25 protein-coding genes are annotated in these 22,432 nt (G+C 43.0%); 8 read left to right on the top strand and 17 right to left on the bottom strand.

What is annotated here, in order from left to right; all coding sequences use genetic code 11:
* The first annotated feature begins 189 nt into the window (after positions 1-189).
* From groES to LJ658_RS09645, 3 genes are all read left to right on the top strand, one after another.
* A complete protein-coding gene (groES, locus tag LJ658_RS09655) occupies positions 190-483 on the top strand; it encodes a co-chaperone GroES (RefSeq protein WP_230546291.1) in 294 nt (97 codons plus the stop codon).
* Between the two features lie 16 nt (positions 484-499).
* Positions 500-2,137: a chaperonin GroEL gene (gene groL, locus LJ658_RS09650; RefSeq protein WP_230546290.1), complete on the top strand. Its 1,638-nt coding sequence runs from the start codon at positions 500-502 to the stop codon at positions 2,135-2,137.
* A 458-nt stretch (positions 2,138-2,595) separates the two neighbouring features.
* Positions 2,596-3,396, top strand: a complete 801-nt coding sequence (locus tag LJ658_RS09645) for a mechanosensitive ion channel family protein (protein WP_230546289.1) — start codon at positions 2,596-2,598, stop codon at positions 3,394-3,396.
* A gap of 3 nt (positions 3,397-3,399) precedes the next feature.
* On the opposite strand, the gene LJ658_RS09640 is transcribed toward LJ658_RS09645, so the two are convergent.
* From LJ658_RS09640 to LJ658_RS09615, 6 genes are read right to left on the bottom strand one after another with little or no spacing between them, the layout of a single operon-like run.
* Positions 3,400-4,746, bottom strand: coding sequence for a DUF58 domain-containing protein (locus LJ658_RS09640; protein ID WP_230546288.1), 1,347 nt, complete (start codon positions 4,744-4,746; stop codon positions 3,400-3,402).
* Between the two features lie 7 nt (positions 4,747-4,753).
* On the bottom strand, positions 4,754-5,731 hold the full coding sequence (locus tag LJ658_RS09635) for a MoxR family ATPase (protein WP_230546287.1): 978 nt from the start codon (positions 5,729-5,731) through the stop codon (positions 4,754-4,756).
* 7 nt (positions 5,732-5,738) lie between these two features.
* Positions 5,739-6,905 carry a DUF4350 domain-containing protein gene (locus LJ658_RS09630; RefSeq protein ID WP_230546286.1) on the bottom strand — a complete coding sequence of 389 codons (1,167 nt, stop codon included), beginning with the start codon at positions 6,903-6,905 and terminating at the stop codon, positions 5,739-5,741.
* Complete coding sequence (locus LJ658_RS09625) at positions 6,902-7,639, bottom strand: DUF4129 domain-containing protein (protein WP_230546285.1); 738 nt, start codon at positions 7,637-7,639, stop codon at positions 6,902-6,904. The genes LJ658_RS09630 and LJ658_RS09625 overlap by 4 nt, the downstream gene beginning before the upstream one ends.
* Positions 7,640-8,539, bottom strand: a complete 900-nt coding sequence (locus tag LJ658_RS09620; protein WP_230546284.1) for a hypothetical protein — start codon at positions 8,537-8,539, stop codon at positions 7,640-7,642. It abuts the gene before it with no gap.
* Positions 8,540-8,542: 3 nt separating this feature from the next.
* Positions 8,543-9,490, bottom strand: a complete 948-nt coding sequence (locus LJ658_RS09615) for a stage II sporulation protein M (protein WP_230546283.1) — start codon at positions 9,488-9,490, stop codon at positions 8,543-8,545.
* Positions 9,491-9,576: 86 nt separating this feature from the next.
* Here LJ658_RS09615 and LJ658_RS09610 point away from each other — a divergent pair, with 86 nt between their 5' ends.
* Positions 9,577-10,308 (top strand): RDD family protein, encoded by a 732-nt coding sequence (locus LJ658_RS09610; protein WP_230546282.1) that lies wholly within the window; start codon positions 9,577-9,579, stop codon positions 10,306-10,308.
* Here the strand turns inward: LJ658_RS09610 and LJ658_RS09605 are convergent.
* Positions 10,278-10,613, bottom strand: a complete 336-nt coding sequence (locus LJ658_RS09605) for a DUF2752 domain-containing protein (RefSeq protein ID WP_230546281.1) — start codon at positions 10,611-10,613, stop codon at positions 10,278-10,280. The two genes, LJ658_RS09610 and LJ658_RS09605, sit on opposite strands and share 31 nt — an antisense overlap.
* 108 nt (positions 10,614-10,721) lie before the next feature.
* Here LJ658_RS09605 and LJ658_RS09600 point away from each other — a divergent pair, with 108 nt between their 5' ends.
* Complete coding sequence (locus LJ658_RS09600; protein ID WP_230546280.1) at positions 10,722-12,149, top strand: L-serine ammonia-lyase; 1,428 nt, start codon at positions 10,722-10,724, stop codon at positions 12,147-12,149.
* Positions 12,150-12,186: 37 nt separating this feature from the next.
* Here the strand turns inward: LJ658_RS09600 and LJ658_RS09595 are convergent, their stop codons facing one another.
* The 4 genes from LJ658_RS09595 to LJ658_RS09580 all read right to left on the bottom strand — a co-directional run bounded on the left by LJ658_RS09595 (position 12,187) and on the right by LJ658_RS09580 (position 14,495).
* The gene (locus LJ658_RS09595) at positions 12,187-12,645 is read right to left on the bottom strand and encodes an RES family NAD+ phosphorylase (RefSeq protein WP_230546279.1); all 459 of its coding nucleotides are present in this window, start codon (positions 12,643-12,645) and stop codon (positions 12,187-12,189) included.
* A complete protein-coding gene (locus tag LJ658_RS09590) occupies positions 12,642-13,049 on the bottom strand; it encodes an antitoxin Xre-like helix-turn-helix domain-containing protein (RefSeq protein ID WP_230546278.1) in 408 nt (135 codons plus the stop codon). The genes LJ658_RS09595 and LJ658_RS09590 overlap by 4 nt, the downstream gene beginning before the upstream one ends.
* Positions 13,050-13,116: 67 nt before the next feature.
* Entirely contained in the window at positions 13,117-13,854 is a 738-nt protein-coding gene (gene lipB / locus LJ658_RS09585; protein ID WP_230546277.1) for a lipoyl(octanoyl) transferase LipB, read from the bottom strand.
* A 2-nt stretch (positions 13,855-13,856) separates the two neighbouring features.
* Positions 13,857-14,495 carry a 4'-phosphopantetheinyl transferase superfamily protein gene (locus LJ658_RS09580; protein ID WP_230546276.1) on the bottom strand — a complete coding sequence of 213 codons (639 nt, stop codon included), beginning with the start codon at positions 14,493-14,495 and terminating at the stop codon, positions 13,857-13,859.
* A 77-nt stretch (positions 14,496-14,572) separates the two neighbouring features.
* Between LJ658_RS09580 and dcd the strand changes: the two genes are divergently transcribed.
* Positions 14,573-15,109: a dCTP deaminase gene (dcd, locus tag LJ658_RS09575; RefSeq protein ID WP_230546275.1), complete on the top strand. Its 537-nt coding sequence runs from the start codon at positions 14,573-14,575 to the stop codon at positions 15,107-15,109.
* A gap of 3 nt (positions 15,110-15,112) precedes the next feature.
* Here the strand turns inward: dcd and LJ658_RS09570 are convergent, their stop codons facing one another.
* On the bottom strand, positions 15,113-15,940 hold the full coding sequence (locus LJ658_RS09570; protein ID WP_230546274.1) for a hypothetical protein: 828 nt from the start codon (positions 15,938-15,940) through the stop codon (positions 15,113-15,115).
* Between the two features lie 81 nt (positions 15,941-16,021).
* Between LJ658_RS09570 and LJ658_RS09565 the strand changes: the two genes are divergently transcribed.
* Complete coding sequence (locus LJ658_RS09565; protein WP_230546273.1) at positions 16,022-16,306, top strand: ATP-dependent Clp protease adaptor ClpS; 285 nt, start codon at positions 16,022-16,024, stop codon at positions 16,304-16,306.
* A gap of 135 nt (positions 16,307-16,441) precedes the next feature.
* Here the strand turns inward: LJ658_RS09565 and LJ658_RS09560 are convergent, their stop codons facing one another.
* From LJ658_RS09560 to LJ658_RS09550, 3 genes are all read right to left on the bottom strand, one after another.
* Positions 16,442-17,506, bottom strand: coding sequence for a branched-chain amino acid aminotransferase (locus tag LJ658_RS09560; RefSeq protein ID WP_230546272.1), 1,065 nt, complete (start codon positions 17,504-17,506; stop codon positions 16,442-16,444).
* Between the two features lie 308 nt (positions 17,507-17,814).
* A complete protein-coding gene (locus LJ658_RS09555) occupies positions 17,815-18,843 on the bottom strand; it encodes a hypothetical protein (protein WP_230546271.1) in 1,029 nt (342 codons plus the stop codon).
* A gap of 236 nt (positions 18,844-19,079) precedes the next feature.
* Positions 19,080-19,937: a transglutaminase-like domain-containing protein gene (locus LJ658_RS09550; RefSeq protein ID WP_230546270.1), complete on the bottom strand. Its 858-nt coding sequence runs from the start codon at positions 19,935-19,937 to the stop codon at positions 19,080-19,082.
* Between the two features lie 42 nt (positions 19,938-19,979).
* Here LJ658_RS09550 and LJ658_RS09545 point away from each other — a divergent pair, with 42 nt between their 5' ends.
* Positions 19,980-20,765, top strand: a complete 786-nt coding sequence (locus tag LJ658_RS09545) for an O-methyltransferase (protein WP_230546269.1) — start codon at positions 19,980-19,982, stop codon at positions 20,763-20,765.
* Positions 20,766-20,780: 15 nt separating this feature from the next.
* Here the strand turns inward: LJ658_RS09545 and LJ658_RS09540 are convergent, their stop codons facing one another.
* Entirely contained in the window at positions 20,781-21,923 is a 1,143-nt protein-coding gene (locus LJ658_RS09540; protein ID WP_230546268.1) for a BamA/TamA family outer membrane protein, read from the bottom strand.
* A gap of 56 nt (positions 21,924-21,979) precedes the next feature.
* Positions 21,980-22,186: a hypothetical protein gene (locus LJ658_RS09535; RefSeq protein ID WP_230546267.1), complete on the bottom strand. Its 207-nt coding sequence runs from the start codon at positions 22,184-22,186 to the stop codon at positions 21,980-21,982.
* Positions 22,187-22,432: the final 246 nt, after the last annotated feature.

Below are 22,432 nucleotides of genomic sequence, written 5' to 3'. Positions count from 1 at the left end.
CAAAGCCTTTTTTGCATACAGCCCTGTCATCATGGCATTGATCAATGCATTTAGAATTGAACCTAAAATATTTAGGTTACCTAAATCTGACAATACAACAGTATACCTGTCAAAAATTATTGTTGGCATAATTGATGTGGAAAAGCAAGCAAAGTATAAACTTATAAATAACCAATAAATAATAGTAGTATGTCATTAAACATTAAACCTATCGGAGACAGGGTAGTAGTTGAAGCTGCTCCGGCCGAAACAAAGACCGCTTCAGGTATTTATATTCCTGAAACCGCCCAGGAAAAACCACAGCACGGAAAAGTTGTTGCAGTTGGCCCGGGCAGGTATGCTGATTCAACCGGTAACTTAATACCGTTATCAGTAAAAACCGGCGATAAAGTTCTTTACGGAAAATTTGCCGGACAAGAAGTTACTATTGAAGGTAAAGATTACCTGATCATGAGAGAATCTGATATTTATATTGTGTTATAATTAGTAGAAAAAAGATATGTCAAAGCAAGTTAAATATAATGTTGAAGCAAGAGACGCCCTTAAAAGAGGCGTTGATATTTTAGCCAACGCGGTTAAAGTAACCCTGGGCCCCAAAGGCCGTCACGTAATCATCGATAAAAAATTCGGCTCGCCCGTTATTACCAAAGATGGTGTTACTGTGGCTAAAGAAATTGAACTGAAAGACCCTATCGAAAATATGGGTGCCCAAATGTTGAAAGAAGTAGCATCAAAAACTGCTGATATTGCAGGTGATGGTACTACTACCGCAACTGTTTTAGCCCAGGCTATTGTTACTGCCGGTATTAAGAACGTTGCTGCCGGTGCAAACCCGATGGATTTAAAACGCGGTATTGATAAAGCGGTTAAAGTTGTGGTTGAGAACTTAAAAGCTCAAAAACAAGATGTTGGTGATGATTTCAGCAAGATCAAACAGGTGGCTTCAATTTCAGCTAACAATGATGACGTTATCGGCGAAATGATTGCTGATGCAATGCAAAAAGTTGGTACAGGCGGTGTAATTACCGTTGAAGAAGCAAAAGGTACCGAAACCGAAGTGAAAACTGTTGAAGGTATGCAGTTTGACCGTGGTTACCTGTCGGCTTACTTTGTAACCAATACTGATAAAATGGAAGCTGAGTTGGAAAACCCTTACATTTTGATCTACGACAAGAAAATTTCTTCAATGAAAGAGTTGTTGCCGATTTTGGAAAAACAAGTACAAACCGGCAAACCATTATTAATTATTGCTGAAGATCTGGACGGCGAAGCGCTATCAACTTTAGTAGTAAACAAAATCCGCGGCTCACTGAAAGTTGCTGCTGTTAAAGCACCAGGCTTTGGTGATCGCCGTAAAGCTATCTTAGAAGACATCGCTATCTTAACCGGTGGTACTGTAATTTCTGAAGAAAGAGGTTATAAATTAGAAAATGCTGAGTTGGAGCACTTAGGTATTGCGGAAAAAGTTGTCATTGATAAAGACAACACAACTGTTATCAATGGTTCAGGTTCATCTGATGCTATCCAGGCCCGTGTAAACGAGATCAGGACACAAATGGATGCAACTACTTCTGATTATGATAAAGAAAAATTACAGGAGCGTTTAGCTAAATTATCAGGTGGTGTTGCTGTATTATACATCGGTGCTGCATCTGAAGTTGAAATGAAAGAAAAGAAAGATCGTGTTGACGATGCTTTACATGCAACCCGTGCGGCTGTTGAAGAAGGTATCGTAGCAGGTGGTGGTGTTGCTTTCATCCGCGCAGTTGCTGCCCTGACAGATCTTAAAGGTGATAACGAAGACGAGAATACTGGTATCCAGATCATCCGTCGCGCTATCGAGGAGCCGTTACGTCAAATCTGCGAGAACGCAGGTATTGAAGGTTCTATCATCGTACAAAAAGTAAAAGAAGGTAAAGGCGATTTTGGCTACAATGCACGTACCGACAAGTTTGAAAACTTAATTGGTGCAGGTGTTATTGACCCGACCAAAGTAAGCCGTGTAGCTTTAGAAAATGCAGCTTCAATCGCAGCGATGTTGTTAACAACAGAATGTGTATTGGCTGACGATCCTGAAGAGGCATCTGCCGGCGGTCCGCCAATGGGCGGCGGTGGCGGCATGGGTGGCATGATGTAATCATCACCCGGCTTTCAAACCATATTATAAAAAACCCTGCCTGTTTAGGCGGGGTTTTTTATTTGGTTATGTTTTGCAGAGCCGGCAGGCATTTGATAGGTTTATAAGACTATCACGAAACCATGCTGAAATCTTAAGAAAACCTTTTGTATTTTTTTGTATACAGCCTTGCTTTTTTTGCTGAACATAACTCATTGTCATTAAGGTGTAAACGCACTGTCATTTGTTAATCAAATGATTGATTAAGTAACAAAGCAGTAACAATTAAGCCTATTATTGTACAGAATATTACAAACACAACATTAAGGCACAACAATTGAATACATCCAGACATGAAACATTTATCCGAAACAAAAACCTACATACGCACAACTATAGTTGAGTGGGTATTTTACAAAGGCCCAACGCTTTTTGTATCTATATACGGACGCTAAAAATTTGTAACTTCGCGCTTAGATATGAAGCTAAGCGACTCTAAACTACACGACCTATACGACACAGCCTATTCCTGGCTTATCCTGCACGGCACAACATTATTTATATCGATAATAGTATTGCTGATTGGGCTAAGGGTCATCAAATTTATCGGCACCCGTTTAAGGGGCCGCATGAGTAAAAGAAAAGTCCACTCATCCTTACAACCTTTTTTTCTTAGTCTTACGTTAACGGCTTTATATGTGTTGCTCATTATAGGGGTAGCCGGTATAAACGGTATCAGCGTAAGTTCTTTTAGCGCGGTACTGGGTGGTTTTACTGTTGCTGTTGGTTTGGCCCTATCGGGTACCTTTCAAAACTTTGCGGGCGGCGTACTTATTTTGTTACTCAAACCCTTTGAACTGGAGGACAGCATTATTGCCCAGGGGCAAGACGGTAAAGTAATATCCATACAGATATTTTACACCGTATTAATTACTGCCGATAATAAAACCGTTATTATCCCTAATGGTAAGCTGTTTAATGAGGTTATCATCAACGTAACCCGCGAGGGCAAGCGCCGTCTTGATTTTGAAATTAAAATTGGCTACGCTGCAGACGTAGAACAGGTACTTAAAGTTATTGAGGATTCAATAAAATCCAATAACGCGGTGCTGAAAGATGCCGGTAATAGGGTAGGCGTATCTGCTTTGGAGGTTGATGGGGTTAAATACATGGTTAATGTATGGGTTGCCCCGGCTGATGTGCTTAACACCAGGCTTGCGCTGCACGAAAAAATACTGATTGATCTGCGTGCCGCAGCGGTTAAACTGCCGGGTATGTAACCTTTATATTTTTTGCTTTGCCTTAATTTCCAGGTAACGGTTAACAGTATTTACATTCAGGTTTTGCGGTGCAGTTAAAATGGATTGTATGCCATGTTTGGCCAGCTCTTTTACAATCAGCTTTTTATCATAGGCAAATTTTTCGGCTATGGTTTTGATGTAAATACCTTCAACATCGCCGGCAGGTTCTTCGCTTAGTTTTTTAAGCTCGGTGTTTTCAAAAAATACGACCAGCAATAAATGGAACCGGGCTATCCGTTTCAGGTAGGGCAGCTGCCTGTTTAATGCTGATAAACTTTCATAATTGGTGAAAAATACCACCAGGCTGCGCTGCTTAAGTACGCCGCGAATAGTTGTATAAAGCAATTCCATATTGGTTTCGAGATAACGCGTTTTTTCGCGGTGCAAAACCTCTAAAATTTTATTTAACTGTGTGGGCCGCCTATCAGCCGCTATAACGGCGCCCTGTTTTTCTGATATCGTGATTAACCCGGCCTTATCCTCTTTCAGCAGCGCCACGTTTAGCAGCACCAGGCTGGCGTTTATGGCATAGTCAAGCAGGCTTAATCCCTCAAACGGCATTTTCATGGCCCGTGATTTATCAATAACACAATACACATGTTGTGATTTCTCGTCGATATAAGCGTTGGTCATCAGACTGCCCTGCCTTGCAGTAGCTTTCCAGTTAATGGCGCGGTAATCGTCGCCCGGTACATAAGTTTTTACCTGGTCAAACTCTAGACTATGGCCAAGCCGCCGTATTTTTTTGATGCCCATTTCATTTAGCCGGTTTGATATGGCCATCAGCTCATACTTACGCATCTGCAAAAACGAAGGGTATACCGGCAGTACTTCTGCCTGGGCGAAGTTGTACCTGCGGCTTATCAAACCAAGGGGCGATTTTACATACACCCTGATATCGCCAAAATCATATCCCCCGCGTTTTACGGGGCGCAATACGTAGTTTATTAATTTGGTTTGCCGCGGGGTCAAGACTGTTTTAAACCAAACATCGCGCTTTTGAAACTGAAAGGGAATCTCATCAATAATACCCACCCGGATATTAAACGGATACCTGTTTTCAATATAGATACCCAATTCGTTATCGTCGCCGTTGCTCAGGCGTTCTGGCGCGTGCCGTTTGGCAAATACGCCGCTGTTTATACGGTATAGCAAAATAAGGTCTGCAACTGTTAATGAGGTAACTACCCAAAATAACAGCTGGGGGATTATGCCCAGCCATTTAAAGAAAAAGGCAAACACAAAAAACACCACACAGCACGACAGCGCTGTAGACAACCGGCCGGTTAAAAACAAATTGGCATAAAATGCACCTAAGCCTTTTTTCACGGGTATATTATCTCGGTACCTCAATTTTCTGAATAATTTGCGCAACAACCTCATCCGGTGTTACGCCTTCCATTTCTTTATCGGGGGTTAACATGATCCTGTGCCTCAGTACAGGTGCCGCTACGCCGATAATGTCATCAGGGGTAATAAAATCGCGGCCTTTTATAGCTGCCATGGCTTTGGCCGCGTTAATGATAGCTAACGACGCTCTTGGTGATCCACCCAGGTACAATGATTTATTATTGCGTGTTTCATGAATGATCTTTGCTGTAAATTCCAAAAGCTTTGGCTCAACATGCAGCCCTTTTACCTGCTGCCTCAGGGATATGATATCCTGGGTAGATAACACCGGTTTAATGTGGCTAAGCTGGTCTGTCGGGTTTTGCTGATGCTGGCGGGTAATGATGCTGATCTCTTCCTCAAGCGTTGGGTATTTGATCTCGATCTTAAATATAAAGCGGTCAAGCTGCGCCTCGGGCAGGCGGTAGGTGCCCTCCTGTTCTATCGGATTCTGGGTAGCCAGCACAATAAAAGGTTCATCCATTTTATAGGTGGTGCCGTCAATAGTAACCTGTCGCTCCTCCATTACTTCAAACAAAGCCGATTGCGTTTTTGCCGGCGAGCGGTTAATCTCATCAATCAATATAATGTTTCCAAAAATCGGCCCGCGCCTGAATTCAAATTCGCTGTTTTTGGGATTAAATACGGACGTACCCAACACGTCCGACGGCATCAGGTCGGGGGTAAACTGTATGCGCGAGTAACGTGCATCAATGGCTTTTGCTATTAATTTGGCGGTTAATGTCTTAGCAACGCCGGGTACTCCTTCAATCAGTATATGGCCATCAGCCAGTAGGCCGGCCAGTATCAGGTCAATGGCATGATGCTGGCCCACAATTATGTGCGCCAATGCGGCCTTTATCTGTTCAACTGCGTTGTTAAGTTTGCTCAGGTCTGTTCTTTGCTCAAATATTTCGTCTTCCATGTTTTTATCAGGATTGAGAATAAAATTTTTCTATCAATTGGTTCAATACTATTAATTCGCGGTCTGTGACCTTAGTTTTTTGGGTTAGATAGTTGATACAGCTAACCAGTTCGCGGGCCAGGGCCGGGTCTGTCCCGGTTTTATGGATCAGGTTTTCAATAAATTCATCATCTGGTTTATTGGTTTTTAGCTGATATTTTTCGCGCAGGTGGTTTAACAGGTACCGTATTTTTTTACCAGCTATATTTGCGTTGTCGCGTTTCTCATAATAAACCTTACCAACCACGCCTACAAAATCAATAGTCGCGTTTTTTAAAGGCTCAATAACCGGTATGACGCGCTGCCGGCGCTTAACTTCAAACACAATATATATAAACAAAGTAAAAAGGCTTAAATAATAGGCCCATTGCAGGCTTGGGTTATCTAAAAACAGGCCAACCGGCGACTGGTCATTTAATACATCATGGTTTTGATACAGGTCCCAAAACACGTGTTGTTTAGGCGGCAGATAAGATAAAGCAAGCGCCGCATATTCTGCACCTTGCGGGGTTAACAAACTATAGTTGCTAAAAATTTCGGGGGTAGCGCAAAGTAAAAGTGTGCCGTTACCAAATTTATAACTTAAAAACGTGGCTTCACCGGCCCCGTTTTTGCTGATGACCGTTGCTTTGGCGGTATCAAATTTGCTGAAATATTGCCGGCTGATGTCGTTGGTAAATATATAGCCCCGCGGCTTATTCAATCGTGGATTGGTAAAGTTTAAATGTACTTTGTCAGTATCGCCATCTAAACCGGTTTCAATTTTTAGTTGTTGTTTTAAAAAGCCATCCCAGTTAAAGCCGGACATAAAAACATGATTACCTGCCTGCACGTATTTAACCAGCTGTTCAAAATCAATTTTACTGACTTTTAGTTGCCTGGCTATGATAATATAGTTACCGGGTGGCAAGGGCTTACTAAATACATTATACAGTGATCCGGTGGTGCCGGTTACTTCTGCACCAGGGAAGAGGTCTTTTAACCGGTTATATAATATAAACGTACCAAACGGAATTTTATCGGCGTATGACAACGTAGGCGCCCAGTTAACGGGCACAGGTTTGTTGAATTGGATAACCACATAAATGGTTAACAGCAGCGAGGCGGCAATAAGATATATTTTAAAATCTTTCATGCCATTTTTATTTTAAAGCCGTCAAACAGGGCGTTGATTTTTTTAAAAGCCGCGGCGTCAATTATCAGTTCGCCGTACCAGATATATTCAAATTGCCGGGTAAGTAATTTAAAGGCCAAACGCTGCTCGGCATTGGTGAGCTCATTAACGTAAATACTGTTTGTTTTATTAAGCTCCCAGTGGATCTGCCCGGCATCGCTTAACTGTTTAAGCACCCGTAAATACATCAGCCGCACCGCGAACCTGTAGTTTTGCTGATTGACGGCTTTTTCTACCTCAGCATCAAAATTAATAGTATAAATGTCTTCAACAGATTCATCATGCAAAAGCGGCGCAGATGCCGACCGCCCCTTTATCACGTTAAATGCGTCCACGCCAATCAACTTAAAAATTAAAAATATAAGCGCAGCCAAGCCTAATACTATGAAGCCATATTTTATAATGATGTTAAATAACTCGCCGGCGCCTTGCTTATTTTTTAATCTAAACAGATTCCGGAGCCACGTCCAAAACCTATCCCATAACGATTCCTCAACATAGCTGTCTTTAGTAAAATGGAACTCTTTTTTTGCACGATATTGGTTTAATGTTGCGCTGTCAAAGTGCCTTACCGATATTGCCGAGCTGTCGGTTTTAATTAACATTTTTACCTTTACCTGTTTTGCAGGAGCAGCCAGGCCAGCCGTAAGGCTAACCAGTAAAGAAAAACACGTTAAAAACAGGTAGCGCAGCATTTAATATTCTTCTGCAGGGGTGTCGGTGTCCGTATTGTCAAGCCCTATTTGATCAATACGGTCCATTAAGCCGGTTGCATGTTTCGACTCTGTCAAACTAAAATAACAAAGGGTTAATGCCACCAGTGGTAAAATATAAAGCACATGAGCAAGCTGGCCTAATATAGTTGCTGATACGATGGAAAGCACCGACAAATGTACGTGCCGGGTATGTTGTAAAAACGTGCTCCAAATGTTAACAGCGGCAAAAGGCATAGTAATAATTGATGAGCATACGGCAACAATTAACCAGGTTATGAATAATGCGCCAAAAACGGTCCACCACTTATCTTTGATCAGCCTGAAACTTTGATTGAAAGCATAGCCGTAGGTAGTATGTTCAACTATCATTATCGGGAATATTAATCCTAAAACCGGATAAAAATATATCCCGGGTATCAGGCAAAGAATAAAGCCACATATCAAAACAATGGCGTTTACAATTGAACCGCCTAAAACTTTAAAAAAGTAATATTTGAAATACCCCCATACCTCTTCGTTTGTTGGCGCAACATTGCCCTTATCCTTATACAGCGTCATAAAAGATAATATGGTTACCGGCATTGCCGTATAGGTTAACAACATTGCTATTATCATCACAGAGGTTTCTAAAAAGGTCTTGCGCCCAAACCCTCGCGTCACTGCGGTTGCGCCGCCGTCAGAACTATCCATACTGTTTATCATTTCTGTCAGCCTTAGTTGCTGCATCATGCCGAATACAGCGCTAATCAATAAAAAGAAACCGCAAAACAAAAAGAAACAGCTAACCAGCGGTTTTAAATTTTGGCGGATAAACAGAAACGAGTCGGCAATTATTTCGCCAAAATCACGCGTTTTTGCAAGTTCAACTTTAGGTTCCATGTGTTATAAGGTTTGTTTTTTATTTAATTTATTTGGATAGATGATAACGTACCATACAATAAATGTCAGAGAAGTAATCAAAATAAAACTACTTAACCAAATGGGCATTTCGGTATGACGCGTTACGAAACTTTCAAAAAAAGCGGCAATAATAAATATCGGAACCAGGCCGATAACCAGTTTCATTCCATCCCTGGCGCCCCGTTTTAATGAGAGCAGGCGGCTATAAGTTTTAGGGAATAACAGGCTGTTGCCTAATACCAACCCCGCGGCACCCGCAATTATAAGCGAGGAAATCTCTAACACTCCATGTATAAATATTACCAGTACTGAAGCGAATCCCAGGTTTTTGCTGAAGAAAAAATACTCGAATGATCCCAGCATCACCCCGTTTTTAAACAAATAGTAAACAGTACCTACCGACCCAAAGATGCCGCATACAAACATTACCAGTGAAACAAATATATTATTGCCGCCTATCTGCAGAAACATTAAGAAACTATTGTCCCGCTTATAAACAGCAAAAGGGTCATGTTTGGCTATGTTGGCTTCGGTCATATCAACATACCTGTCACCTAATATCAACCGCACAAAATTTTGATCGTATTTGGCTGACATGGCTCCCATCATACAAAAAACAATGAAGAAAATAAAAGCATAAAGCAGCTGTTGCTGATAGGTTTTAAAAAGTACCGGCAACTCGTACTGCCAGAAAGTAATGAACCGGTTGCTTTTCTCTGTTTTGTTTTTATAGATAGACTGGTGGTGTTTTGCCGCCAATCCGTTTAAATAGCTGGTTGTTTTTGATTTTGGATAAAAGGTTTTGGCGTACGCCAGGTCATCGGTTACCTCTATAAAACGGTCGGCAAGCTCATCCGGATCACTTGTTAAAGCGTTTTCAAAACTTTTCCATTTATCGGCGTTTTGTTTAACAAATAAGGGCTCACGCATTGTTAGGTTTTATATGGCGTTAAAATAAATACAAAATTTGTATCATTCAAGTAATTATTCAATATTGAGCAATTATATTTGTTTACATGCAAACCATCCGTATAACCACATCACAAAACATTGACATCGACTATGAACTGGCGGGCCTTGGCGAGCGCATGCTGGCCTGGTTAATTGATTTTGCTATATTTTTTTCCATCGCAGTGATGTGTTTTGTCATTGCCGGATCTGTAGGAAGGAGTTTCAGAGATATTGGCTGGATAGCGGCGTTGATTGCGTACATCCTGTTATTTGTTTTCTACGACCTGATCTGCGAGATATTTATGAACGGTCAAAGCATCGGCAAGCGCTCAATGAAAATAAAAGTGATCAGTCTTGATGGCGGTCAGGCCAGCGTCGGGCAATACTTTTTACGGTGGATTTTCAGGATAATCGACTTTACCTTAACCAGCGGGGCCTGTGCAATAATAAGTGCGTCGGTAACAAAAAATGGCCAGCGCGTAGGCGACATCGTTGCCGGCACGATATTGATCCGGACCGAACCCCGCACACTAATTGATGCCATAGCCTTTGCACCCCATAAAGAAGATTATGTGCCCATTTTTAATGAAGTGACACAGTTACGTGATAAAGATATCGTATTGATACATGAAGTACTTACCAGCTATATTAAATCGGGCAATACTGTTATTTTGCATAATACAGCGGTGAAGCTAAGGCAGCTTTTAAAGATCAGTGCGCCAATGGATGATATGGTTTTTTTACAGACCCTGGTTAGAGATTATAATCACCTGGCCGCAGGGGCCGAAAGCGCATAGTTGTGATAGAGCCCCGGCATTTTAATACAATAACTTATTAATATGATAACGCCGGCCAGTATAATAAGCCGTCTTTTTAAGATGGTGCTATAATTTATTGATCCGGCATATCCGGCGGCCAGATAACACGCCAAAATTAACAACAAAGGTATTGCCGGAGGGTATAATAAAAAGCTTTCATGCACATTGCCCTTCAGTAACGCAATGACAGCGCGCTGGAAACCGCAACCGGGGCAATCTATGCCCGTAAGCCACTTAAAAGGGCACGGAAGCAGGTGGTTTTGAAGCCAGTTAATGAATGGCATTTATCCGAAGCGTTATTTAACCGCAAAATATAAAAATTGTTACGCTTTTAGCGGATATAAACGCTTTATTATAGCGGTAATGACCTCCATAATCTGTAAATTTGGCTAATGCAACGCGAACAACTTTCTGTATTTGACATGTTTAAAATAGGCATAGGCCCGTCAAGCTCACACACCCTTGGACCGTGGCGTGCCGCCCAGCAATTTGTAGCGATGCTTGAGCAGCAGGGGGTACTGCCGCAGGTAGCCGAAATAAAAATATTGCTTTATGGATCGCTGGCCAAAACCGGCCGCGGGCATGGTACCGATATTGCCGTATTGTTGGGCCTGAGTGGCGACGACCCGGTTACTTTCGCGGTTGATGAAGTAACCCCCAAGATAGCCGGGATTGGAAACACGCATAAACTGGTATTAGGCGGCAGGCACGAGATTGATTTTTCTATAAGTAACGACTTGCTGTTTCTTTTTAATGAAAGCCTGCCATTTCATCCTAATGCAGTTACTTTTCAGGCATTTTTAAGTACAGGTAAAGCGCTGTCAGAAACCTATTATTCTATCGGTGGCGGGTTTGTAGTTAAAGAGGGCGGCCAAAGCCAGCAAAAGGCCGAGGTTGATCTTCCGTTCCCGATTGATACCGCCGGCGACCTGTTGCACTGGTGCATAAAAACCGGCCTCAAAATATCAGAAGTAGTAACGGAAAACGAGCTGGCCTGGCGCAGCGAACAGGAAACACGTACCGGCGTACTAAATATCTTTAATGCCATGGCCGAGTGTATGTATCGCGGTAGCCATACCAAAGGTAAACTACCCGGTGGGCTTAATGTAGAACGGCGTGCGGCAAACCTCAATAAAAGGTTATTGGGCAATAATACCTACAGTAATTATGGCGAATGGGTTACGGCCATCAGGCAAACAGGCAACAGTTTTCAAAATATACTGGATTGGGTAAGCTGTTTCGCACTGGCGGTTAATGAGGAGAACGCGTCTTTTGGTCGTGTGGTTACTGCGCCAACCAACGGGGCGGCGGGGGTTATCCCGGCAGTGCTTCAATATTTTATTGTTTTTTGCGATGGATATAACGAGAAAAGCATTATCCAGTTTCTGCTAACCGCGTCTGAGATTGGCTGTATATTTAAAAAGGGCGCTACCATATCGGCGGCAATGGGCGGCTGCCAGGCAGAGATCGGCGTATCGTCGGCCATGGCGGCGGCAGCTTTAACAGAATGCCTGGGAGGGTCGCAACGCCAGGTTATGATGGCCGCTGAGATTGCCATGGAACATCACCTGGGCCTGACCTGCGATCCGATAGGAGGGCTGGTACAGGTGCCTTGTATTGAACGTAACACCATGGGAGCCATTAAAGCCATTACTGCCTCACAACTGGCCCTGCAAACCAATCCAGATAACGCCAAGGTAAGTTTGGATGCTGTAGTAAAAACCATGTGGGAAACCGCACAGGACATGAACTCCAAATACAAAGAAACCGCCGACGGGGGATTAGCCATTAATATCCCGTTGAGCTTGCCCGAGTGTTAATAACCGCTGCCTGTGTCCTCACAGGCAATGGGGATACCTATTTTCTAAACAACCTGGCATCAAACACAAACGGATCAATGCTCTTCAGCTTCACTTTATTAAAATCAGAGTGCCGGGGATTGATCAGGTAATTAAAATCGCCGCTAACACTGGCCGACGGGACCTGCAATACCAGGTGTTTATTGTTTTTGATGAATTCGTCGCCTATTAGCTGGGTAGCTTTTATAAAAGGATTGCGGTTCCAGTTAGCAGGCAAATCACTGATGCCCGTTTTTACGATATCATTTTCAGGGATATCAATAGCGGCGATGAAATAATTGGTAGGGATAATGCCCAACGGAACGTGGACGGCGATTTCAACCACGGCTAACGCACGTGAGGCTGCTGTATATAAAACGGGGATCCCTTTGCTGTTCCAGCGGCCGCCGGTTTTTTCGGCACCATACCCCGATAGATCATTAATAAATGCCTGCCCGCTAAGCCGGTAAACAATCATGCCAATATACCGTGTTCAATACGTCCTAACTCATCATAAATGGCGTTAATGCCAAAGGCGGTATCCAAAAGCTCTTTAGGTTTGATACTGCCCAATGGGATACTTACAGAATCCATCCAGGTGTAAAAATTATCGGCTACGCCAAAAACAGCGATGCCTTTTTTATAAAGCAATTCAATTTGCAAGATCCGTTCAGAGTAAAGCGGATCAAAAGATTTGTTTTCTTTTTTATAACGCTGGATGGTGCGCTCAGAAAGATGCAGGTAAGACGACCATTCTTCAAAACCCAGCTGGATTTGATTAGAAAGCCGGGTAAAGTACGGAAACGGAACACCCTCCCTAACCATATTGGTTAGATCAAAGGTATCGTCATCAGCAAACTTGTATTTTTTTCCTTTACTCATTTTAATTGACATCTGTCATCAAATTTACGACATCTGTCAAAAATAAACAAATTTTTTTGCAATAAATTTACCCGGCTGATGCTATCTCCATACTAAACAGGTCAGCAATATGATGTTGAAGAATTTTTTGAACCTCCTTGATATCAACTGCTTCACCTATTTCATGCTGCATTGACGTAACAGCCTTATCATCAATCCCACACGGGATAATGTTTTTAAAGTAAGAAAGATCATTGTTTACATTAAAGGCAAGGCCATGCATGGTAACCCACCTGCTGCAGCGTACCCCCATGGCGCTTATTTTTCGGGCCCGCCCATTGTCGGCATCAAGCCAGACACCGGTATAGCCGGGGTAACGCCCCGCCTTAATACCAAAATCGGCCAGGGTAAGTATTACAGCTTCTTCAAGCATGCGTAAATACAAATGTATGTCGGTAAAGAAATTATCCAGATCAAGTATAGGATAAGCTACAATTTGTCCCGGGCCGTGGTAAGTAATATCACCGCCGCGGTTAATATGGTAATAGGTAGCATCTTTTTCCTCAAGCCCTTTTTCATCTAATAATAAATGTTCCGGCTTGCCGCTGTTGCCTAACGTATAAACATGCTGATGCTCGCAAAATATAAGATAATTGGGTGTTATAATATCATTTACGGGTTGATTGTCGCCGGCAATAACCAGTTGCCGGTTTCGTATTTCCATTTTTAAGGCAATGGTAGCATTAAACAAAGCTTCCTGCTTTGCCCAGGCTTCTTTATAGTCTATCAATCCCCAATCCTGTACTATTACCTGTTTGTTCTTCATCTTTATCCTTTTACGTAACCAATCATGTAGTCCTCGTACTGCAAATATCCTACGGTATAATCATTTTCAATGCCGCCCTTGGTTAAAATGGCATTTACCTGACCCTGCGGCTCAAACGTAAACGGCTTTATTAAAATATTATCCATAAAGGATACTTCTTTTTGCCCGTAACATTTATACACCGCTTCTTTGGCGCACCAGCAGGCGTATAACTGCGGTATTTTGTCGGCAGTATTTATAAAAGATAATTCATCAGGCGATAAGAACCGCGACGCTATGCGCTCTACTTTTTCTTTCACCAGTTCAATGTCAATACCAACCGGGCTCTTCCTGCTGATCATTACCGCTGCATAATCAAAAGAGTGGCTTAATGAAATATGGTATGGCAACGATACCAGGTAGGGTTTGCCATGATCGTCAACCTGGCAGTTGATGTATTCATCAGTACGTAACATGGTGCGCAGCAGCACGCGTGTACCCAGCCAGTGCAGGTGGCGCTTGCCGTTGCTGATATTCTCAACAAAAGCCTTTTCATCATCATTTAGCTGCAACTGGTTGTACAGATCCTCGGCCTGTTCCTCTATTTTCCAGAGCGCGAATTCTGTATCGTCATCAACCTGTTGCTGGTAAGCTATAGCCATAAAAGTAAATTGCAAAAAGTAGGACAAACTTAGAGCAAATAATTCTAATTTTAACCAAAATCCCTTTTCCTTGTTTTATGATACTGTCTGATACGCGCATTCTTGAAGAAATTGACAAAGGCCACATAATAATTGAACCATTTAAACGCGAATGTTTAGGCACAAACTCATACGACGTACACTTGGGTAAGCACCTGGCAACTTACCGGGACAGGGTGCTTGACGCCAAACTGCATAATGAAATTGACAGTTTTGAAATACCGAAGGAAGGGTTTGTACTGCAGCCCAATACCCTTTACCTCGGCGTAACGGTAGAGTATACAGAAACACATAAACATGTACCTTTTTTGGAAGGAAAGTCAAGTACCGGCAGATTAGGTATTGATATCCATGCCACTGCAGGCAAAGGCGATGTAGGTTTTTGCAATACCTGGACCCTGGAAATATCCTGCACGCAGCCGGTAAAAATCTATCCGGGCATGCCCATTGGCCAATTAATATATTTTGTAGTTGAGGGCGATATTGAAACGCTTTACAACACTAAAGATAACGCCAAATACAACAACAAAACCACGCGCCCGGTTGAAAGCATGATGTGGAAGAATAATTTTTAATAGTTATTGCGTTTTTGCCAGGGTATATTTTGCCCAGAAATCAACAGGCTTAGCCGCGCTGTCATGATGCCCGGCATTGCCGCTGTACTGGCCGCCGCGTCCGCCGCCCATGCCGCCGCGGCCACCGCCCGCACCACCTCGCCCACCGCCGCCTCTGTGGCCGCCGCCTTCCCCACCACGGCTGCCCATGTTTTCGTTTTTTCCGGCATCATCGGTTGGTTTATCTGCCGCCAGTTGCGGTGCATTTATTTTAATATCAAAGGCCCATTCGTTTTTCTTCAGTTCATCTGCATGAAAAAGCGCCAGCGGGATCACCTCCTCATATACTAAAAACCCGCGTTTGTCGTAATCCATCGCTACCCTGAAACCATACGTATTCTGCAGGGTAAATATATCGTTCTCCACATCTTTAAAGCCATCGGCTTTAATTCTTTTCAGTTTGCTGAAGCTAATGGCTAATTTTGGGTCGTCCGTAGCATCATCATTCCCAAAGCCCTGCTCCTGGACAGGGAAGGTAACGCTGTAAGTTGATTTTTTATGACCGCGCGTATCAATGCCCAATGTAATCCCCCAGGTTAATATGCCGTGTTGTTGTATCGGATCGTTGGTTTTTAAAACCAGGTATAGATTGTCTTTATCGTTGGCCAAAGTATAATTAAGCTGCGTTTCCGGATTGTAGTAGCTCAGGCTGTCACCCCATTCTTTAAGACTGCCATCAATAGTTACATTAGCCGGCGCCGGTTTTAAAGTATTGGTTTGCGCATAACTGCTGCTGATCAATAATAGTTGAAAAATGGCTAACGCGATAAGCGAGGTATTTGTAATTTTCATGGCAGAGGTAGTTGTTAAACAAAACTTAAACAACATTTTAACTCATTTATTATTGTTTTTAAGTAATTTTGCAGGTACATCATGTCGACTACAGAAACACAAGAACAAACCTTTACGCTTGAGGAGTTACTGGCGGGATTTAAAGAATTGCATCGTCTTATTTTATGGAACGATGATCATAATACTTTCGATCATGTAATTAATTGTATGATCAAATACCTTGATTATACCGAGCAGCAAGCCGAACGCATAGCCTGGAAAGTACATAATGAAGGCAAATGTGCCGTACTGGAGGGATCATTTACAGAGGTAGAAGTTTACCGTAAAATTCTTCAGCAGGAAGGACTCACCGTTAGCGTAGACTAGTGAGTGAAGATTGGTGATTGAAGATTAATATAAGATCATTTAGAAAAACATAAAATGAAAAAGCCTTGCAAATACTGCAAGGCTTTTTTTATCAGAGCGATAGGCCCAATCTTTAATCTTCAATCACCAATCTTACTAAACAAAATAATTCCAGCCGTGCGTATCCGGGCCGTTTCCGTAACGGATAGCATCCAGTGTTTTCAATACTTTTTGAGAGAAATCACGTTGTGACGGGTCTATCAGCGTATACTCTTCGCCATTGTAGCTTATTGAGCCAACCGGGGCTATAGTAGCCGCGGTACCTGCGCCAAAGGCGTCGGTTAGTTTACCGTTTTTAGCACCTTCAATAATTTCGGCAACAGAAACTTTCCGTTCTTCGACCGGGAACCCCCAGTCTTTAGCCAAAGTAATAACCGTATCACGGGTTACGCCTTCCAATATGGTATCCTGTGCCAATGGGGTTATCAATTTGCCGTCTAATACAAACATCGCGTTAGCGGCGCCCATTTCTTCAATATATTTATGCTCTTTGGCGTCGGTCCATATCAGTTGGTCAAAACCCTCTTCGGTAGCTTTTTTTGCCGGATACATGGATCCGCCATAGTTGCCTGATGATTTTGCAAAACCCATACCACCTTCGGCCGAACGGGTATAATGGGTTTCAATTTTAACGCGCAATGGTTTGGTAAAGTAAGGGCCAACCGGGCAAAGTAAAACCATGTATTTATAGGTTTTTGATGGCGCTACGCCCAAATACTGGTCGGTAGCAAACATAAACGGCCTGATGTATAAAGAATGACCCGGTGCGGCCGGTATCCAGTCGCGGTCAATATCTACTATAGCGGCAAGGCTTTGTAAAAATACATCTTCAGGGATGGTTGGCATACATAAGCGCTCGGCAGATTTATTGAAACGCTTAGCGTTCTTTTCCGGGCGGAATATTGATACTTTACCATCAGCATGTTTATAAGCTTTTATACCTTCAAAAAATGATTGCCCGTAGTGTAGCGCAGAAATACCGGGACTGACCGTAATTTCCCCGTAAGGAAGAATTTCGAAATTTTTCCATTCGCCGTCTGCGTAATCAGCAACCAGCATGTGGTCAGAAAAAGTGCGTCCAAAAACCAAATTGCTAAAATCGGTTTCTGCTAAACGCGATTTGCGGGTGTTGGTGATCTTGATGTCCAGGGTATCCGTCATGGTATTACGTATTTAAATTATAATTCAGGAAGTGCAATTTACCTAATTTACAGTGTGTTTGCCAAGGGAAATTTGAATTTATTATGCATGCAGAATAAAATTCTGCCGGCATATCCACTTGGGTAATAAACTAGTGGGCTTTTTTATTTGGCAAATTTATATTCTGACTATAAAAGCTGCCTTTGACAAAAAACCTGGCTGTTAATGGTAAGCTGATATCTCTCAAAGGCACTTTTGACGCATGCGGCCGCTACTACCTCTGGCGCCGGACGTCATTATCATCAACAGCTATCGCGGCAAGCGCAGCGTTATTTGTTTTTTAACAGGTTTACTTTTTTCCGGATATCGGCATTGTAAACGCTGGCCGGAAACTTCTTAATAAAGGCGGCCGCCAAAATTTCTATTTGCACCCGGTTTTTATCATTAAACGAGTGGATGATTTGCCTGTAGGTAAGTTGCTCGGTAACCCCATCAGGCAAAAATTTTGTTGCGCCGATAAAGCGCAGATACGGCTCGCCGTATTTTGTTAAAATGGCATCCAGGCTATCCGGAGTGATACCGTAGTAGGGGATGAGTTGATTATGCTTTAAGTTTTGACTTTTGGCCTGGGCAACGGCTTTTCGCTCCATATAGCCCAGGTAATTATTGGCGAAGGTATAATATTGGGGGCCCGCCGGGAAAACTTCGGGTTTGGTACTTGTTTGGCTAAACAGCCCGGTGATAACCCGGCCAACGGTAGCCCGGCCGGTCGATGCCAGGTTAACCAGTTCATAAAAATTATTTAAGGTGTTGTACTTTATCTCGGCAATGATCTGCTTTTTATCCTGCGGCGATACAGGTGCCTGATTTACCCTTGCTATTTTACTATCGCGTTGGGCAAAATAAGGCCTGACCACACGCGCATTCATGGTTGCATAATCCGGGTTGCTGTATAAGCGTTCGTCCTGCAGAAATACCGGGTATTCTTCTAAATTGATGTTGTCCAGCAAAGCATTTTCCGTTTGCGCGGTGCCGCTTACAAAAGAGATTTTCTTATCATTTTCGTCCAGTGCAACCGTTAAATTTTTCCCCGGGTTGAGTAATAGCCAATGAAAGGTTCTTTGAAAATTAAGGCTTGCAAATTTTGCCCTTTTAACCGGTATGGTAATGGTAAACGCGCCATTTTTAGCAACCGGGATATGGATGTTGTTCTCCTCGTCATACCCGTAAGCAATGGGGATATTGATCAATAATTGCTCCCTGCCGGTGTAATGGCTGATCTTCCCGCTCAATTTAAATTGAGCATAAAGGCCGGTACTGCAAAAAAGTAAAAAGAAGAAGGTATAAAGTGACTTCATGAATTGATTATAAAAATTTTGTTCGGCTTTTAAGTTTAGGGGTTAAAAGTATAAAAAATTCTTTATTGCTTTCGCGGACCACCAATTCGCGGTCGTTAGGGTATAGTAGCAACAAACGTTGTTCAACATTCAGGGTTTATGCCGCCTGGGTTTTTCGGGATTATTTTCTTTTTGCAGATGTAATCCGGGATGAATAAAAATAATGGAAGTTTTGCAGGGTGTAGCGCAACGCGCACCTATCCCAGTATCGCCAATAGTTCATTCAACTCATCCACCTTCTCTGCCGAGCCGAGGTGCTCGTAGGAGCTTATGAGGTTACGCAATACGCGTTTAATGATATCTGTGTTTGAGCAGGGCTCATAAAACTGTTTATCAAAGCTTAGGTTGAGTTGTTTTAAAAACATATCTACATCGCGGCGGCCAAAAATAAACCCTTTGTTAAACGCATTGATGTAAAATAATATGCCGCTTTCAAATTCGCTCTCCTTGCTTTCGTCCAGGTAAGCCAGTATAAAATGCTGCGGCAGGTTTACGCCGTGCACCGGTATGTCCAGCTTTTGCGCTATTACCGAATAGATAATAGCCAGCAAGATCTGGTTGCCTTTTTTTGTTTCGATAACCTGGCTTAAATAGCTGTTTTGCGGGTCCTGATGATTAGCGGTATTACCGCTAAAACCATGCATATGGTAAAAGACATGATTAATCAGCTTAACCTGTTCAACCGGGCTGGCCTCATTTATCATTTGTATCCATACATCGCGTTTTATGGCTTCTATATAGTTGACGATCTTTTGCTCGTCAAGATCAGGATATTGATAGCGGTTGATAATAAGGACGCCCTGCAACAGATCAAACGCGCCACCCTGGTGCCAAAGCTTCAAATCGTTTTTTACGATGCCGAACTGGATCTCGTGTACTAAATCCGCTATGCGCTCCTGCTGTATCGCGTCAAAAGCCTGTTCAAAAGCCGATTCCAGATGCTCAATCGCTTCGCTGCCGTATGACAACAATTTGTCATGAACATGGTTGTATATCTCCGGATCGGGGTCGTCCAGCAGGTGTATTAATGAGTGTACTTCTGTTAGATTTATCATTATGTACCGCTAAAATACAAACCTTTATATAATTTTACAACCATGTTTAATATCAGGTTCGCGACAGACTATGTGTTTTACCGGCTAAAAGCCAAAACCAGGCACGGCCTGCATTCCCCTTTTGTATATCGTCTGGTTGATGAAGTTATTTACGATTATCATGCCAAAAACGTATACCCCGAAGTTGAAAACATTCGCAACGGGCTGTTAAATGACGACCGGATGATCGCCATAACTGATCTGGGAGCCGGCTCGCACGTAAATAACAACAAACAAAAGCGGGTGGGCGATATCGCTAAAAATGCATTAAAACCACCCAAACTGGCTCAACTGCTTTACCGCCTGGCGGCTGATCTGCAACCCACCACCATAATAGAACTGGGCACCTGCCTGGGTACCACCACCATCTATCTGCAAAAAGCTGCGCCCAATGCTAAAGTTTATACGCTGGAAGGCTGTCCTGAGACAGCGAAGGTAGCCAAGGAAAGTTTTGAAAAAGCCGGACTGAAAAACATTGAACTAATAACCGGCAATTTTGACAATACCTTACCCGGCGTTATTGATGGCCTGGATAAACTTGATTTTGTTTTTGTTGATGGCAACCACCAAAAGGATGCTACCCTTAAATATTTTGAATGGTGCCTGCCCAAAGTGCACGATGATACCCTGTTAATTTTTGACGATATTTACTGGAGCGAAGGCATGAAGGAAGCCTGGGCCGAAATAAAGGCGCACCCGCAGGTTACGGTTACGGTTGATTTGTTTTGGATAGGGCTGGTATACTTTAGAAGCGGGCAGGTTAAAGAGGATTTTCTTATCCGTGTGTAGTGATCTGCACATCCTCTAAAACGCTTGCCCTAACCCGATATAAAATCCGCTTTCCCGCTGCTCGCCGGCTGGCTTTTGGCCCATGCCGTAATCGGCGCGCAGGCTCAGGCCTTTTTCAATATCAAAAAAGTAACGTAACCCGGCGCCCAGGTTAGGCTTTAAAGCCGACAGGGCAAAGGCCGAATGAAAAACCTCGCCCGCACCAACAAAACCTACTAAACCAAAACGTTCACTTAACCGGTACCTCAGTTCGGCCTGGCCGGCAATTAAATTCCGGTCGCGGTAACGGCCCTCGTAATAACCGCGCATCATTTCGTCACTACCCATTTGGGGTAACAGATAAAACGGCGACCGCCCGCCGGTTAAACTTTGTTCCTGCACGTCAACACCCAAAACCAGGGTCCTGCCAAGGGATATGAACTGCGAATATTCTACGTTGAGGAAACCGCCATGATAACTGTTATTATCCAGTACGCCCTGCATGATGTTATAATAAGCGTTGATCATCATGCCGCTGGTGGTATAGGTATTATTGTTACGGGTATCGTAAATAATGCTTGGCCCAACGTATAAAAAAGTACCGCCGGCGCGGTCCTCAACTAGCGGGCTATTTTTAAATATTCCTGTCGGACTGGCGCTGATAAAATCATATTTATAGCCGCCGCCTACAAAGCCCGCGTATACATTTTTAGCGATGAGCTTTTGCGCCTCCAGCATTAAACGGTAGCGTTTCTGGCCCAGCCTGTCGGCATCGGCCTTATGGGTATTGTTGCCTATCCCGTAAAAATCAACCGGGAAATCAATGCGCCCAACAGCGGCATAATAATGATATTGATTTTGCGGCGACCAATACGTGGTACTTAAATTTAAACGGTTTTGACCTTTGGTAGTAAGGGTTGCGTAGGCATAGATGTTTGATACCCGGGTGCCGCTGTGAATACTATCCGTATAGAACGAATATAAGGCGGCGCCACCTGCTTCTATCCCCGTTTCGGGAGCTGATGACAGTACCGGCAATACCACGAAGCTGCTGCGTTTGGTGGTATCTTTTTCAAAATACATTTTCCGGATAAACTTAGGGATGATGCTTTGGCCAAAAGCCGGCCTGAAACTTTCAGATAAGCTTATTGCGATAAGTAGGGCTAAAAGTTTCTTCATTTATGATAATGTGCCTAAGGTAAAGATTTATGGCAAAATCTCAGATTAAATTTAGGTTAATTAGCTTTTTGCCCGTTCGCACCGGTGTTAGGGTATTTGCCGGTAGTAAAATCAGGCGTTTTCCAGGTATAGTGCTTTACAACGGTAGTAATTTTAGCCGTTTTCCAGGCATCGGGGTTTATACCGGTAGTAATTTTGACCGTTTTTCGGGCATCGTGCCTTATACCGGTAGTAAGTATTTTAGATAAATAGCTGATAAACAATTATTTATTAATAATTCAAAGAACTTTAGGCGATTTCAGCAAAAATAAAATCTGTGTTTTATGTTGTAGCGGTGAGCCGCTGGAAATAAGCATGCGAGCTATAGCAATATACGAAAAAATGATGGATTGTTTGGTGACTGAATTGGCTGAGTGGTTTATCGCTTTGACAAGCCATGCGCGTAATGGCCCAACGGCGCCAATCCTCCAAGACTAGAGCGGAAATTAGTTCACCCTGCCTTTATATTA

The sequence above is a fragment of the Mucilaginibacter sp. UR6-11 genome, assembly GCF_020880695.1.
In the GTDB taxonomy this organism is placed as follows: Bacteria; Bacteroidota; Bacteroidia; order Sphingobacteriales; family Sphingobacteriaceae; genus Mucilaginibacter.
The sequence above is the reverse complement of the archived record's forward strand: the minus strand, read 5'-3'. Positions and strand labels throughout refer to the sequence as shown.

Excerpts from the sequence above, each read along its gene's own strand:
- LJ658_RS09620 (WP_230546284.1), bottom strand. The coding sequence starts at position 8,539 with ATGGAACCTAAAGTTGAACTTGCAAAAACGCGTGATTTTGGCGAAATA.
- LJ658_RS09580 (WP_230546276.1), bottom strand. The coding sequence starts at position 14,495 with ATGGCTATAGCTTACCAGCAACAGGTTGATGACGATACAGAATTCGCG.
- LJ658_RS09630 (WP_230546286.1), bottom strand. The coding sequence starts at position 6,905 with ATGAAAGATTTTAAAATATATCTTATTGCCGCCTCGCTGCTGTTAACC.
- LJ658_RS09645 (WP_230546289.1), top strand. The coding sequence starts at position 2,596 with ATGAAGCTAAGCGACTCTAAACTACACGACCTATACGACACAGCCTAT.
- LJ658_RS09560 (WP_230546272.1), bottom strand. The coding sequence starts at position 17,506 with ATGACGGATACCCTGGACATCAAGATCACCAACACCCGCAAATCGCGT.
- LJ658_RS09565 (WP_230546273.1), top strand. The coding sequence starts at position 16,022 with ATGTCGACTACAGAAACACAAGAACAAACCTTTACGCTTGAGGAGTTA.
- LJ658_RS09600 (WP_230546280.1), top strand. The coding sequence starts at position 10,722 with ATGCAACGCGAACAACTTTCTGTATTTGACATGTTTAAAATAGGCATA.
- LJ658_RS09615 (WP_230546283.1), bottom strand. The coding sequence starts at position 9,490 with ATGCGTGAGCCCTTATTTGTTAAACAAAACGCCGATAAATGGAAAAGT.
- groES (WP_230546291.1), top strand. The coding sequence starts at position 190 with ATGTCATTAAACATTAAACCTATCGGAGACAGGGTAGTAGTTGAAGCT.
- LJ658_RS09540 (WP_230546268.1), bottom strand. The coding sequence starts at position 21,923 with ATGAAGAAACTTTTAGCCCTACTTATCGCAATAAGCTTATCTGAAAGT.
- LJ658_RS09625 (WP_230546285.1), bottom strand. The coding sequence starts at position 7,639 with ATGCTGCGCTACCTGTTTTTAACGTGTTTTTCTTTACTGGTTAGCCTT.
- LJ658_RS09550 (WP_230546270.1), bottom strand. The coding sequence starts at position 19,937 with ATGATAAATCTAACAGAAGTACACTCATTAATACACCTGCTGGACGAC.
- groL (WP_230546290.1), top strand. The coding sequence starts at position 500 with ATGTCAAAGCAAGTTAAATATAATGTTGAAGCAAGAGACGCCCTTAAA.
- LJ658_RS09590 (WP_230546278.1), bottom strand. The coding sequence starts at position 13,049 with ATGAGTAAAGGAAAAAAATACAAGTTTGCTGATGACGATACCTTTGAT.
- LJ658_RS09635 (WP_230546287.1), bottom strand. The coding sequence starts at position 5,731 with ATGGAAGACGAAATATTTGAGCAAAGAACAGACCTGAGCAAACTTAAC.
- LJ658_RS09555 (WP_230546271.1), bottom strand. The coding sequence starts at position 18,843 with ATGAAGTCACTTTATACCTTCTTCTTTTTACTTTTTTGCAGTACCGGC.
- lipB (WP_230546277.1), bottom strand. The coding sequence starts at position 13,854 with ATGAAGAACAAACAGGTAATAGTACAGGATTGGGGATTGATAGACTAT.
- LJ658_RS09605 (WP_230546281.1), bottom strand. The coding sequence starts at position 10,613 with ATGCCATTCATTAACTGGCTTCAAAACCACCTGCTTCCGTGCCCTTTT.
- LJ658_RS09610 (WP_230546282.1), top strand. The coding sequence starts at position 9,577 with ATGCAAACCATCCGTATAACCACATCACAAAACATTGACATCGACTAT.
- LJ658_RS09545 (WP_230546269.1), top strand. The coding sequence starts at position 19,980 with ATGTTTAATATCAGGTTCGCGACAGACTATGTGTTTTACCGGCTAAAA.
- LJ658_RS09595 (WP_230546279.1), bottom strand. The coding sequence starts at position 12,645 with ATGATTGTTTACCGGCTTAGCGGGCAGGCATTTATTAATGATCTATCG.
- LJ658_RS09570 (WP_230546274.1), bottom strand. The coding sequence starts at position 15,940 with ATGAAAATTACAAATACCTCGCTTATCGCGTTAGCCATTTTTCAACTA.
- dcd (WP_230546275.1), top strand. The coding sequence starts at position 14,573 with ATGATACTGTCTGATACGCGCATTCTTGAAGAAATTGACAAAGGCCAC.